Origin of the sequence: uncultured Thomasclavelia sp. (assembly GCF_944324745.1) — a bacterium.
In the GTDB taxonomy this organism is placed as follows: Bacteria; Bacillota_I; Bacilli_A; order Erysipelotrichales; family Coprobacillaceae; genus Thomasclavelia.
The window spans coordinates 56,733-70,546 of record NZ_CALUXO010000073.1; the positions used below are offsets into that span (position 1 = coordinate 56,733).

The window sequence follows — 13,814 nt, forward strand, 5'->3', positions numbered from 1 at the left end:
CAGCAAGTTGCTGGTGTTATTTTATTTGATTTCCATCTTTAAAAGCTTGTCCTGTTAGCGCCCCTAGTTTACGATAAGTATTGTTAACTGGATCAAAGGTAATCGGTTCTAATCTATCAACATCTACTTTTCCGTTTTCATCAAGAACGGATTCATCAATACTAACATTGACAATCTCTCCTAATAATAATTCACTTTCTTTATCATAACTGATTAATTTACATTCAAGAGTCATCAAAAATTCTTCAATGATCGGAGCATCGACTAAGTTACTTTTGATTGGATGTAAATTGGCTTTTTTTAGTTTGTCAGGAACTTTATTGCCAGAAACAATTCCTAAATAGTCAGCTTCTTTAACATGTTTAGCATCGGCCATGGAAACGGTAAAAGCCTTTTTATGCAAAATGTTTTTAACAGTTTTATGTTCACTGGCTAAATAAAGTGCGATTTGCTTATAATCGGCAATACAGCCCCAGGCAGCATTCATGGCATCAGGATTATTATTTTCATCATAAGATGCAATGATAAATACCGGACAAGGATAAATAAATGGTTTAGCACCAAAATCTTTTCTCATTACTTCTAACCTCCTGTCATTATTTTAACCTTAAACTATACTTTAGCGTCAAGTATATTGACAAAAAAAGTAAATGGTAATATAGTTAGTATACTAATAGTTAGCATACTAAGAAAGGAGTGGGTTAATGCAAACACCGATGTATATAATCTTGTTTAAGGTCTACCATGCTCAGCGTAAACACTTTCGCAAAGATATGGAAAGATATAATCTGGCGCCAGGTCAGCCTAAAGTCTTAAGGTATATTGCGTTGCATCCAGATTGTAAACTTAAAGATATTGCTGATGCCTGTGATCTTAAATCAGCGACGGTCAGTAAAACTTTAAATAATCTTGAACAAAAGGGATTATTGTTACGTAGAATTAATCCGGAAAATAAGCGAGCTTATCAGCTGATAGTGACTGATTCTGGTAAAGAGGCAATCATTAAATGGGATAAGCATTGTTATGATTCTGAAAAATTAGTGCTAAAAGGGTTTACTGACAGTGAGAAAAAACAGTTAAGTGACTTCTTTTGTCGAATGTATTTTAACTTGACTGGTAAAGAAATTGAATAAGAGGGGGAAAAACATGATAAAGCGACTATATTCATATATGAAACCATATCAAAAAACATTCTTGCTCGCTTGTTTGGCTATAGTAGCGGAAACAGCATTTGAACTAGTAATCCCTTTTTTGATGGCGGATATTATTGATGTTGGTGTGGCTAATAATGATACTGATTATATAATGTGGAAAGGAATCCAGATGGCTATTTGTGCTATAATCGCTTTGGTCCTTGGGTTGGCTTATGCCCGTTTTGCAGCAACTGCGGCTCAAGGATTTGGTGCTGGATTAAGACGTGATGAATTTATTAGAGTTCAAAACTTTTCATTTAAAAATACTGATCATTTCTCAACTTCATCTTTGATTACAAGATTAACTAGTGATGTTACGATCATTCAAAATGCTATCAGTAATGGGATCCGGCCAATTGTCAGATCGCCAATTATGTTATTAATGGCTTTGTTTTTTACTTTTTCGATTAATGCTACACTTGCAATGATTTTTATTATTGTAACGCCGATATTAGGAATTGGGTTATTTATTATTGTTAGAAAAGTAGGGCCATTGTATCGCTTGATGCAATCAAGTATTGATAAATTAAATACCGTGGTTCAAGAAAATTTAAATGCTATTAGAGTGGTTAAATCTTATGTTCGTGAAGGATATGAAGAAGAAAAATTTGCCAAGATCAATGCTGATTTAAAGGGGAATAGTGAACAGGCTTTTAAAACTTCGGTTTGGAATGCTCCTTTATTTCAATATTGTATGTATACGACGATTGTCTGTATTATATTCTTTGGCGGGCAAATGATTTTCAATGGACAAATGCAGGTCGGAGAATTAACTGGATTTTTAAGTTATGTTCTACAGATTTTAAATTCATTGATGTTGATATCAAATGTCTTTTTAATGGTAACCCGTTCTATTGCTAGTTGTCAGCGTATTTTTGAAGTTTTAGATGAAGTACCAGATATCAAAGATCCCGAAACACCAATTACTGAAGTTAAAAAAGGTGATATAGAATTTAAAGATGTTTATTTTAAATATAAAAATGAAGCTAAAGAGTATGCATTAAGTAATATTAATTTAAGTATTCCAGCTGGTTCGACTATTGGTATTTTAGGGGGAACTGGTTCAGCTAAAACTTCATTAGTCCAATTGATTCCGCGTCTTTATGATGTAACTGAAGGTCAAATTTTAATTGATGGACATGATGTCAGAGAATATAGTGTAGAACATTTGCGTGATTGTATTGCGATGGTTTTACAAAAAAATACATTATTTAGTGGTACTGTTAAAGAAAACTTATTATGGGGAAATGAACATGCCAGTGATCAAGAAATTGCCTGGGCAAGTAAAATTGCTTGTGTTGATGAGTTTATTGACAATTTGGCCAACGGTTATGAAACTGATTTAGGTCAAGGTGGTGTCAATGTATCTGGTGGTCAAAAACAAAGATTATGTATCGCTAGAGCTCTTTTGAAACGTCCAAAAGTGTTAATTTTAGATGATTCCACTAGTGCTGTCGATACTGCTACTGAAGCAACGATTCGTAGTGGTTTGGCTAGTTTAAAAGAAACGACCAAGATAATCATTGCTCAACGGGTCAGTTCCGTAATGCATGCTGACCAAATTGTTATTTTGGATGATGGAAAGATTCATGCTATCGGTACTCATGATGAGCTGTTAGCACATGATGAAATTTATCAGGATATCTATTATTCACAACGGGAAGGAGCTGGTTTATAATGGCAAGACAATTGACAAATGCAAAACCCAAGGATATGCATAAAACTTTGAGTTCGTTTAAAAAATATATCGGTCATCATAAATATGCTTTGTTGATCGTAGCTATTTTAGTCGTTATTAGTACTGGGGTCAACCTCTGGGGAACTTTCCAGATAAGAACCGTTGTTAATGATTATATTTTGACTAAAGATTTTACTGGATTAGTTCGCTTTGCTATCTTGATGGCTGTAGTCTACGTCATTGGGGCAACGGCTACGGCTATTTATAAACAAGTGATGGTCCGGACGGCTGCTAAGATAATTCAAGAAATTCGTCAAGATTTATTTAATAAAATGCAAAAGCTGCCCTTACAGTATTTTGATACCAATAGCCATGGTAATATCATGAGTTGTTTTACTAATGATTTGGATACTGTTCAAGATGCTTTAAATAATAGTTTTGATAATGTTATCCAAAGTTTTATTTTGATCGTTGGAACTTTGACATTGATTTTTGTTTTAAATTGGCAATTATCATTAATTGTTTTAGTTTGTATGATCATTATGTTTGTATTAATTCAATATTTAAGTAAGCGCAGTAAATATTATTTTAAACGCCAACAAGATGCCATGGGTAATTTAAATGGTTTTATTGAAGAAATGGTTGACGGGGTCAAAGTTGTTAAAGTATTTAATCACGAAGAAAAAAATATTGAAGAATTTGATCGGCGTAATCAAACATTACAAGATGCTGCAACTGAGGCTTTAACATATTCAGGTCGAACTATTCCTACGGTTGTTAGTATTTCATATTTTAACTATGCTTTAGTAGCTAGTATTGGTGGTTTCATGGCTATTGGAGGCATGATGGATCTAGGAAGCTTATCTTCATATTTGATTTTTGTACGACAAATAGCTTTACCAGTTAATCAATTTACTCAACAATTAAACTTTATTTTAGCTGCTATGGCCGGAGCAGAACGTATTTTCTTGATGATGGAAGAATGTGAAGAAATTGATCAAGGAAATGTTACTTTAACTCGAGTTCGTCGTTTATCTGATGGCACTTTACAAGAATGTGATGAACATACTGGTTTATGGGCTTGGCGTCATCCACGTAATGATGGAACAGTAGAATTAGTTCCATTACAAGGTGATGTGCGGTTCCATGATGTCGTTTTTGGTTATAGCGAGACTAAGCCAATCTTAAAACAAATTAATCTTTTTGCTAAACCAGGTCAAAAAATTGCTTTTGTCGGTAATACTGGAGCTGGTAAAACGACCATTATTAATTTGATTAATCGTTTTTATGATATTCAAAAAGGAAGTATTACTTATGATGGTATCGATGTTAAGTTGATTAAAAAAGACGATTTAAGACATTCAATTTCAATTGTCTTACAGGACACACATTTATTTACTGGTACAATTGCCGATAATATTCGTTATGGAAAACTTGATGCAACGATGGATGAAGTTATTGATGCAGCTAAATTAGCTAATGCTCATAGTTTTATTCGTCGTTTACCAGATGGTTATGATACGATGTTAAGCAGTGATGGAGCTAATTTATCTCAAGGTCAACGACAATTATTAGCGATTGCGCGAGCAGCAATTGCCAATCCGCCAGTACTTATCTTAGATGAAGCTACCAGCTCAATCGATACTAGAACTGAAAAATTGATTGAAAAAGGAATGGACGCTTTGATGGAAGGTCGAACTACATTTGTCATTGCCCATCGTTTATCAACAGTTAGAAATGCTGATGCTATTATGGTGTTAGATCATGGTGAAATTATTGAACGTGGTAATCATGATGATTTAATTGCTCAAAAAGGGCGTTATTATAAGCTTTATACAGGACAATTTGAATTAGAATAATTTGTTATAAGTGATAGAATAGCTATTGCCAGGCTTTAGCTATTCTTTTTTGCTAGTTAGATTTTATCTTATCAATTATTATGGTTTAGAGCTATTTTGGATTTTGACATAAGTAAATGTTTATTTTAAGATAGTAATAAAAAGGGGGTAAAAAAATGATTCGAGCTGATAGAGAAGTAACTGATCCACTATTAATTGCAGAAATGTTAAAAATGTTTAATATTGTAAATGTAGGAATCAATGGTGATGATGGTTATCCTTATGTATTGCCATTAAATTTTGGTTTTGAAGTAAAAGATAATAAATTTATTTTTTATACTCATTTTAGTAAACGGGGGCTAAAAGTTGATTTAATAAAGAAAGATCCTCGAGTTTGTCTGGAATTTAGTGCTTTTAATGACTTTCCTGATCATAAATATAAGGGACATTATCATGATTATCGTAGTGTTATTGCCAAAGGGACTATGAAGATAATAGATGGTAATGCAGATTATGAAACCTTTAAACGAGGTTATGATTTATTATATTTGTGTAATAACCGTGAAATAAAGCCATTAGAAAACCGACCAGGGATACCGCCGATATATATTGGGGTCGTAGAGTGTGAGATGACTAATATCACTGCAAAATCTGAATTTCCACTTCGTAGTGTTGAAGATGTTCCGTTTATCGATGTTTATTTGCAGGAAGACTAGTTTTAAAATAATCATAGCTTGGTTATTTAAAGGAAGAATTGTTGAAAGCCTTTCTTTAAATGATCGAGCTTTTTTAAATAAAAAAAGGTCATTAATGACCTTAATGAAACATATCTTTTTTGATAAATATGATTGTTGCGATAATACAGGCAATAACTGCCAGTAACGTTGGAAACCACCAAACAGGTACTGGTAAACCAGTAACATTCATACCATAGAAACTAAAGATAATATTTGGAATTGCCATGACAATCGTAATAACGGTTAATACCTTCATAACAATATTCAAGTTATTAGAAATAACTGAAGCAAAAGCATCCATTGTTCCTGATAAAATATTAGAGTAGATATTACACATCTCAATTGCCTGATGGATTTCAATCATCACATCGTCTAATAATTCCTGATCTTCATCATATAATTTAATTGGTTTTCCGCGCATAATTTTGTTTAAAGTAATTTCATCTGTTTTTAATGAAGTAGAAAAATAAACTAATGATTTTTCTAATCCTAACATTTGGATCAATTCTTTATTTTGCATTGATTTATGCAAACGCTGTTCAGTTCTTGAAGATAAACGATCAATTTGGCGTAGATAAATCAAATAACGTTGTGAAATTCTAAGTAATAAAAGAAGTAAAAATCTTGTTTTTAAATTAGTATCAACTCCACGCACGTTACCATTAGCCATATCCGAAATATTGTAATTATCATAAAGAGAGATAGTAACAACATAACCTTTCATAATAACGATACCTAGTGGTAATGTAGTATACTGTAAAGTATCAAAACCATCAGTCTTATCTTCGGCACTTGGGTAATCGACAATTACTAGAGTCTGATTGTTGTCTTCATCGTAGTCAATATGAGAACTTTCTTCTTCGTCTAAAGCAGAGCGAACGAATTCTGGGACGATTCCCATTTTATCAATTAAGAAATTTTTTTCTTCTTCAGTTGGATCGATGGCGCTGATCCAGCATCCATATTCTGGTTCATCGATTTTTACTGTGTTATTTTCAAAAGTTTTGTAAAATTCTAACATCTTAACCTCCTTGGCAGGAGACTAAGACCATGTCTCCTGCTTTATATCATTATTTAATTGTAATTTCTTTCCAAACGACTCGGGCTCGGGAGACATAATAACACCTTCTTTCGGTGAGTAATTATAACACAAAAGAATTAATTTTTTCTATAAAAATTGTTAGTTTTAGATAAAATATTTTCTTTTTTTAATATTAACTACTTTTTTTAATTAATACTTGAAGAAATATCAAAAATTAATTATATTATTTTCTGGTTTTGATAAATATTTGACGAAATAGTCAATCTAAGTATATACTATTAACTAGTTTAATTAATAAATAAACTTGGAAATGAGGTTGAATAATGAAGATTACTGATTTATTAACTTTTGATAGTATAGATTTAAATGGAAATGTTTCTAATAAAGAAGAAGCAATCGACCATTTAGTGTCTTTAATGGTCAATAGTGGTAACATTATTGATAAAGAGACATATTTAAAAAGTATCTGGCAAAGAGAAGAGTTAGGATCTACTGGAGTTGGTGAAGGTGTGGCAATACCGCATGGACGATGTAACGCTGTAATAAAACCAGCTTTAGCGGCAATGGTTGTCAAAGAAGGGGTGGATTTTAATTCTTTGGATGGAAAACCTGCTTATTTATTTTTTATGATTGCCGCACCAGAAAATGGTGATCAGGCTCATTTGGAAGTCTTAGCTGGGCTTTCTAAGATGCTGATGGATCATGATTTTAAAGAACGATTGATCAATGCTCGTGATAAAAATGAGTTTGTAACCCTTTTAGCTCATCAAGAAAAGGAAACTGAAAATGAAGATAATCACGAAGAACATTTCGACGTTTTAGCAGTGACAGCTTGTCCTACTGGAATTGCCCATACTTATATGGCGGCAAAAAGTTTGGAGGATAAAGCTCGAGAGTTGAATATTAGTTTAAAAGTAGAAACTAATGGTGCATCGGGAATAAAAAACCAGTTAACTGATGAAGAAATTAAAAACGCCAAAGGAATTATTGTAGCGGCTGATAAACAAGTCGCTATGGACCGTTTTGCCGGTAAGTCAGTTGTAATAACTAAAGTAGCGATGGGAATTGAAGAGCCAGAAAAATTGCTGGAAGCAGCTTTGAATTCTCAAGCACCAATTTACCAAAAAGGACAAAAGAATCATGATTCTTTATTACGACAAATATATATGCAAATTGCTTATGCCATTAATCAAATTATTCCTATTATGGTAGGCGCTGGTACTTTAATATCAATACCAGTTTTATTACAGCAATATCAGTTATTTAATATTACTAGTATTTTTGATCATAGTTATTTAATGACTAGTTATCTGGCAGGAAATTTAATTGCAACCTTGATTGTTATTTTATTTGCTGGTTATTTAGGTCAGGCAATTGCTAAACAACCTGGATTTGCCTTAGGACTGGCTGGAGGAATTGGAATGATTTTAAATAGCATTTATTTAAATAATGCCAATGCCCCAGGATTATTAGGTGGTATAATTGCCGGACTTTTAGGTGGGTATTTAGCTAAAATTATGGCTAAACTAATGACAAAACTACCGGAGGATTTAGCTAGTTTGCATACGACAGTTATTTATCCAATTTTTGGTATGTTAATAACTTTGGCTATCAGTTATATATTAAGTTCTTATATTGGCTTTGTTAATCAGATTATTGCTGTTTATATTAGTAATTTGAGTATTGTTGGCAGTCTTATTTTAGGAATAGTTGTAGCTGGAATGATGGCTTTTGATATGGGTGGACCAATTAATAAAATCGCTTATATCTTTGGTATTTCACAAATTTTAGAAGGTAATTATGATGTTATGGCGGCAGTTATGGCCGGGGGAATGGTTCCACCATTAGTGATTGCAATTGCAACAACATTTTTTAAACATAAATTTACTAATATCCAACGTAAACTTGGTAGAAAAAATTATTTGCAAGGTTTAATGTTTGTATCTGAAGGAACTTTGCCTTTTGTAAAAGAAAACCGACGTTTGGTAACTGGAGTATGTATGATTGCTTCAGCCATGGCTGGTGGTTTTTCTATGATTTATAACTGTGGTATCAGTTTGCCCCATGGTGGTATCTTTGTTTTACCACTAGTTATTCATCCGATAAGATATGTCGTCGCTTTATTAGCTGGAAGCTTATGTGGTGGCATGCTTTATGGGATTTTTAAAGAAAGAGAGAGTGTAAATTAATGAAAAAATATATTTTCTTTGATATCGATGGAACTTTGACGGATAATCAAACTCATCAAATTGTTCCTAGTGCCAAAAAGGCTTTAGATAAATTACAGGCTAATGGTAATTTTGTAGCTATTGCTACCGGTCGGGCATATTATAAGTCAAAAGACTTTATGGAGGAAGCTGGTTTATCTAATATGGTATGTAATGGTGGTAATGGAATTGTTTTAAATCATCAATTAATTAAAAATGCGCCATTAGATCGTAGTAAAGCTTTAAAGATAATTAACGAAGCTGAAATATTGGGTTATGGAATTTTAGTAGCTCCTTTTGATAGTATTGATGTTTATAGTAAAAATACTTTATTTTTAAAACAGGCCGGATATCGTAAAGAACCAACTAGATATACGATTGATACTAATCTTGATTATCGAGATTTAAAAGAAATTTATAAAATTTATATTTCAATTCCTGAAGATAAAGAAGCTGAATTAACAACAAAAGATACTTTAGGGCATTTACGTTTTGAATCAGAATATTTGATGTTTCAGCCTGATGATAAAAGAAAAGGAATCTTAGATTTGATGGAAATGATAGATGGTAATATTGATGATGTAGTGGTTTTTGGGGATGATTATAATGATTTGGATATGTTTGATGAACGTTTTTATCGTATCGCTATGGGTAATGCCTGCGATGAGTTAAAAAAAGTAGCTGATTATATTACTGATCGAAATACTAATGATGGTATTTATAACGCCTGTCGTGTACATGGTTGGATAAAATAATGTAATTTTTTTCAATAGTTCACATTAAATTCATACACCAATGATAGGATAATAGTGTCGAAAGACAAACCATAATAATATGTAAAATATATTAATCCCCTCATATATGTTTTACAACCCAATGATGGATGATTCCCTCTCCCAAAAAATACATCCATCATAATAAGGAGTCTCCCCTGGCTCCTTATTTTTTATTAATAATATTACTGTACATTTTTTTTAGATAAGCATATAATCAAAAAAAAGAGGGGGTCACAAAGATGATTGATGGACATATGCATTTAGAGTATGGTGATTTAAGTAAAGAATATGTTTTAGAGTTTGTCGATGCGGCTGTTGCTAAAGGCATTGATAAAATTCAAATTTTGGATCACACACATCGTTTTAAAGAATTTGAACCAATTTATACTCAATTAAAAGAAATTCCACAACAAAAAGTCTGGTTAGAAAATAAAAAAATGAAATTTAAAGATAGTCTATCAGACTATCAGCGTTTAATTGATGAAGTCAAACAATTAGATTTGCCAATCAAAGTTACGTTTGGATTGGAAGTTTGTTATGTTCCTCAATATGAAGACTATATTCGTAAGGTTTTAAGTCAGCACCATTATGACTTTGTAGTTGGAGCGATTCATTCAATAAATGGTAAATTATATGATATGAATTTTTCTAAAGAAATATTATGGGATAAATATGATGTTAATGATATTTACCGTGATTATTATGATCTGATTTTTAAATTGATCAAATCAGATTTATTTACTCAATTAGCCCATCCAGATACGATTAAGATGTTTAATTATTATCCTGATTATGATCTAACACCAACATATCATCAATTAGCCGATTTGTTAGTGGAACATCATATGTTAGCGGAAAATAATACTGGATGTTATTATCGCTATCATCATCAGGATATGGGATTAAGTGATGAATTATTAAGTATTTTTAAACAGCATGGGGTTAAGATGATTACCGCCAGCGATGCTCATCAACCTAGTCATGTTGGTATGAATATTAAAGATATTTATGAAAAAACTATGAAATAGAAAAATAGCCAAGTTGTCTTTAAACAACTTGGTTTTATTTATCCATTTTTTAATTAGTGGTTAAAAGTGGAGTGAAATGGGTAAAATTGTAATTTTGGTATCAGAAAATTTATAAGAGGTGGGATATTGAGTAGCATTAGGGTCAATAAATGGTAAAAAGAGGGAATGAAAAGGAAATTAGCGAAAATAAGGGGTTAGAAAAGGGTAATAGTGGCTGGAAGTGGTGAAAAAGGGGAAAATGAGTTATTGTGGTTATTAAAAGTGGGAAAGTAATTCAAATTGCAACAAAAAACGGTATTACTTGAAATAGTAATACCGCTATATTTTATTGGGAAGGTGCTGGGGTATTATCAGTAGTTCCATCTGTTGGTGTACTAGGATCACTTGCAGGAGCTGTTGGAGTTTGTTCAGGCGTTGCTGGAGTTTCCGGAACTTTCATCGTTCCTTTAGAAATTATTTCTTCGTGACCTTTATAAACACTATAAGCTTCTTTAGTAGAAGAAATTAAATTACCATTTTTATCATAGATATTTCGCCATGATTGGGCTTTGGCTCCGTTAGTTCCTTTTTGAACTACAACTTCTTGTCCTTCTGGTAGACTTGGATCATTTTCATATTTAGTGGTAAATGGTATAGATGATAATTGTTTACTAGTAATTTCAACATAAGTATTATCTTCTTTAGTACCATAGATTTGAGCTGTTTGTTTATTATTAGAGTATGACATAACAATTTTGATTGGATAATTTTTGTTGTTTTTAAATTTAAAATCGGGACCACCCCAAGAAACTGTCGCATCACGACCAATTGGGACATAACCAGAAACATAAGTATGATTAGAACGTTCGGTGATTTCTAGATTTGATAATAAAACAGCATTATATAGAGTTGACGAAGTTTGACAAACGCCACCACCAACTTCTTGAACTGTTTCACCATTTAAATAAGCAGCTGCTTCGCCAAAACCATTTTCTTTAGTCCGTTTACCAACCGTTTCATTATAAGAAAACTCTTCACCTGGCAGTAAAATAACATCGTTGCACTTTTCACCAGATAAGCGAACATTGTTTTTTCTAACTGATGTTCCACTAACATTAGTAGTATAAGTTCCTAAAACATCTTTAAAAAGATTTTGTTCTAACATTTCTTTAGTGATTTCAGGTTCAATAATAGTAGCAGCTACAGTAAATTTTTTACCTTCAGCCGTTTGGTTATATTTTTTGGTTGCTTCTTCTAGATCAAATGATGCCCCAACCTGGCTATCAACGATAGCGTAATTATTGTTTTTATCTAAAGTAGCATTTTTGGCTCCATTAGCTAATTCTTTATGCAATGAATTCATTTCGTCTTCATTTTTTAATTCATGATCAACTGGCTCATAACTGATTTTATTTTTAAAATCATAATCTTTTAAAGCCTGTTTGATCGTCGCGGCAACAGAATCCGTTTCAGCGGTTTTACCGGAAGTACCTTTTGTAAAAACAATTTGATTATCTTGAATTTCATAGCTGGTTTTTACTAAAGTATTATAATTTAAAATACCACTGGCTGTTATTTGAGTTGCCAATAATTCATCATCATTGATTGTGGCTCCAACGTTATAATGACGATTAAAGAGAAAATTATAACCTCGAGTTAGAAAATTATTTGATAAATTGGCAATTTTATTGACCTGATCACTAATGTCAAAAGTTAAATTATCCTGTAAGTTAACCGTAAACTCCTGATCTTCAATTGTCAAAATGACATTAGAATCCTGAATATCTTCTTGATATTGTTTTTCAAGGGCGCTAATTGCCTCATCAACTGTTAAATCACTTACTTTAATACCATTGATCGTTGTACCGGTAATAAAAGCATTTCCCTTAGTAAAGAAACATAATCCTAAATAAATAATAATTAAACATCCAATAATACTTCCAAAAACTATGGAACATTTTTTTAGATTAATTTTAGTTTTGAATGCATTAAATTTTGAAATAAATATGTTCATTCATTATCGCCAATCCTCTCCTCATATTATTTCATCATTATGATATACTAGATAATATGAAAGTTCAAATTTTTTTGATTACTTTTATATAAAATAAGAAATATTAAGAACTATTAAAATCATGATAAAAATTGTGTAATTGTATACAATTTTTGCTTTTTTGCTTTACAAATGATACTTGATAAAATATAATTAAGGTCATACACAAGAAAGGAAAGGTGTTAATATGACTGAAAAAAGAGTATTTAATTTTTCTGCAGGTCCATCAATGTTACCTGAGCCAGTTTTAGAAAAAGCGGCTAAACAAATGTTGAATTATGAAAACACTGGAATGAGTGTAATGGAGATGAGTCATAGATCCTCTTCCTACTTAGATATTTTCAATAAGACAAAGGACTTATTAAAAAAAGTAATGAATATTCCCGATGGTTATGAAATTGTGTTTATTCAAGGGGGAGCGACACAACAGTTTTCAATGGTGCCATTAAACTTATTAAAAAACGGTAAAGCTGATTATATTATTACTGGGTCATTTAGTAAAAAAGCGGCTCAGGAAGCAAAAAAATATGGGAAAATTAATATTGTTTATGATGGAAAAGATAACGATTATAAACATATTCCTACACAAGATGAATTAAAATTAGATCCTGATGCATCTTATGTTCATCTATGTGCAAATAATACGATTTATGGTACTGAATGGAAATATATTCCTGAAACTAATGGGGTACCAATTGTGGCTGATATGTCATCAAATATTTTATCAAAGCCAATTGATGTTTCTAAATATGGAATGATCTATGCCGGAGCACAAAAGAATATGGGGATTGCTGGTCTTGGTGTAGCTATTATTAAAAAAGATATTTTACAGCCAGTAGCTAAAAATACCCCAGTGTTATTAGATTATACTTTGATGATCGATAATGATTCAATGTATAATACGCCACCAGCTTATGCAATTTATGTTTTAGGTTTAGTGCTTGAATGGATCGATAACATGGGTGGTCTTGAAGTAATGGAACAAAGAAATATCCAAAAAGCGCAAGTATTATATGATTATCTTGATAGCAGTGATTTTTACCAGGCTCATAGTGATAAAGATAATCGTTCATTAATGAATGTTACTTTTACTACCCCAAGTAAAGATTTAGATGCCAAGTTTGTTAAGGAAAGTATTGAAGCCGGGATGACAAACTTAAAAGGACATCGTTCTGTTGGTGGTATTCGTGCTTCTATCTATAATGCGATGCCATTAGAAGGGGTAGAAAAATTAGTTGCTTTCATGAAAGATTTTGAAGCAGCAAATAAATAGGGGTGTAATG

General features: G+C 32.0%; 11 protein-coding genes. 8 read left to right on the forward strand and 3 right to left on the reverse strand.

Annotation, left to right across the window (positions count from 1 at the left end; genetic code table 11):
* Positions 1-16: 16 nt before the first annotated feature.
* Positions 17-577, reverse strand: coding sequence for a flavin reductase family protein (locus Q0K54_RS09310; RefSeq protein WP_294580491.1), 561 nt, complete (start codon positions 575-577; stop codon positions 17-19).
* 127 nt (positions 578-704) lie between these two features.
* Between Q0K54_RS09310 and Q0K54_RS09315 the strand changes: the two genes are divergently transcribed.
* The 4 genes from Q0K54_RS09315 (at position 705) to Q0K54_RS09330 (ending at position 5,425) form a co-directional block, all read left to right on the forward strand.
* Positions 705-1,133: a MarR family winged helix-turn-helix transcriptional regulator gene (locus Q0K54_RS09315; protein WP_294580493.1), complete on the forward strand. Its 429-nt coding sequence runs from the start codon at positions 705-707 to the stop codon at positions 1,131-1,133.
* A gap of 13 nt (positions 1,134-1,146) precedes the next feature.
* A complete protein-coding gene (locus Q0K54_RS09320; protein ID WP_294580496.1) occupies positions 1,147-2,871 on the forward strand; it encodes an ABC transporter ATP-binding protein in 1,725 nt (574 codons plus the stop codon).
* Complete coding sequence (locus tag Q0K54_RS09325) at positions 2,871-4,730, forward strand: ABC transporter ATP-binding protein (RefSeq protein WP_294580501.1); 1,860 nt, start codon at positions 2,871-2,873, stop codon at positions 4,728-4,730. The genes Q0K54_RS09320 and Q0K54_RS09325 overlap by 1 nt, the downstream gene beginning before the upstream one ends.
* 155 nt (positions 4,731-4,885) lie before the next feature.
* A complete protein-coding gene (locus tag Q0K54_RS09330) occupies positions 4,886-5,425 on the forward strand; it encodes a pyridoxamine 5'-phosphate oxidase family protein (RefSeq protein WP_294580502.1) in 540 nt (179 codons plus the stop codon).
* Between the two features lie 100 nt (positions 5,426-5,525).
* Here Q0K54_RS09330 and Q0K54_RS09335 read toward each other — a convergent pair whose 3' ends face one another.
* A complete protein-coding gene (locus Q0K54_RS09335) occupies positions 5,526-6,467 on the reverse strand; it encodes a magnesium transporter CorA family protein (protein ID WP_294580503.1) in 942 nt (313 codons plus the stop codon).
* A 344-nt stretch (positions 6,468-6,811) separates the two neighbouring features.
* Here Q0K54_RS09335 and Q0K54_RS09340 point away from each other — a divergent pair, with 344 nt between their 5' ends.
* The 3 genes from Q0K54_RS09340 (at position 6,812) to Q0K54_RS09350 (ending at position 10,499) form a co-directional block, all read left to right on the forward strand.
* Complete coding sequence (locus tag Q0K54_RS09340; RefSeq protein ID WP_294580504.1) at positions 6,812-8,677, forward strand: fructose-specific PTS transporter subunit EIIC; 1,866 nt, start codon at positions 6,812-6,814, stop codon at positions 8,675-8,677.
* A complete protein-coding gene (locus tag Q0K54_RS09345) occupies positions 8,677-9,450 on the forward strand; it encodes an HAD-IIB family hydrolase (RefSeq protein WP_294580505.1) in 774 nt (257 codons plus the stop codon). Before Q0K54_RS09340 ends, Q0K54_RS09345 begins: the two co-directional genes overlap by 1 nt.
* Before the next feature lie 260 nt (positions 9,451-9,710).
* Entirely contained in the window at positions 9,711-10,499 is a 789-nt protein-coding gene (locus Q0K54_RS09350; RefSeq protein ID WP_294580506.1) for a PHP domain-containing protein, read from the forward strand.
* A 325-nt stretch (positions 10,500-10,824) separates the two neighbouring features.
* Here the strand turns inward: Q0K54_RS09350 and Q0K54_RS09355 are convergent, their stop codons facing one another.
* A complete protein-coding gene (locus tag Q0K54_RS09355) occupies positions 10,825-12,492 on the reverse strand; it encodes a VanW family protein (RefSeq protein ID WP_294580507.1) in 1,668 nt (555 codons plus the stop codon).
* A gap of 226 nt (positions 12,493-12,718) precedes the next feature.
* Between Q0K54_RS09355 and serC the strand changes: the two genes are divergently transcribed.
* Positions 12,719-13,804: a 3-phosphoserine/phosphohydroxythreonine transaminase gene (serC, locus tag Q0K54_RS09360; RefSeq protein WP_294580508.1), complete on the forward strand. Its 1,086-nt coding sequence runs from the start codon at positions 12,719-12,721 to the stop codon at positions 13,802-13,804.
* Positions 13,805-13,814 lie beyond the last annotated feature (10 nt).

What these genes read in the sequence shown, in the direction of transcription:
- Q0K54_RS09310 (WP_294580491.1), bottom strand. Translation starts at nt 577, where the DNA reads ATGAGAAAAGATTTTGGTGCTAAACCATTTATTTATCCTTGTCCGGTA.
- Q0K54_RS09315 (WP_294580493.1), top strand. Translation starts at nt 705, where the DNA reads ATGCAAACACCGATGTATATAATCTTGTTTAAGGTCTACCATGCTCAG.
- Q0K54_RS09320 (WP_294580496.1), top strand. Translation starts at nt 1,147, where the DNA reads ATGATAAAGCGACTATATTCATATATGAAACCATATCAAAAAACATTC.
- Q0K54_RS09325 (WP_294580501.1), top strand. Translation starts at nt 2,871, where the DNA reads ATGGCAAGACAATTGACAAATGCAAAACCCAAGGATATGCATAAAACT.
- Q0K54_RS09330 (WP_294580502.1), top strand. Translation starts at nt 4,886, where the DNA reads ATGATTCGAGCTGATAGAGAAGTAACTGATCCACTATTAATTGCAGAA.
- Q0K54_RS09335 (WP_294580503.1), bottom strand. Translation starts at nt 6,467, where the DNA reads ATGTTAGAATTTTACAAAACTTTTGAAAATAACACAGTAAAAATCGAT.
- Q0K54_RS09340 (WP_294580504.1), top strand. Translation starts at nt 6,812, where the DNA reads ATGAAGATTACTGATTTATTAACTTTTGATAGTATAGATTTAAATGGA.
- Q0K54_RS09345 (WP_294580505.1), top strand. Translation starts at nt 8,677, where the DNA reads ATGAAAAAATATATTTTCTTTGATATCGATGGAACTTTGACGGATAAT.
- Q0K54_RS09350 (WP_294580506.1), top strand. Translation starts at nt 9,711, where the DNA reads ATGATTGATGGACATATGCATTTAGAGTATGGTGATTTAAGTAAAGAA.
- Q0K54_RS09355 (WP_294580507.1), bottom strand. Translation starts at nt 12,492, where the DNA reads ATGAACATATTTATTTCAAAATTTAATGCATTCAAAACTAAAATTAAT.
- serC (WP_294580508.1), top strand. Translation starts at nt 12,719, where the DNA reads ATGACTGAAAAAAGAGTATTTAATTTTTCTGCAGGTCCATCAATGTTA.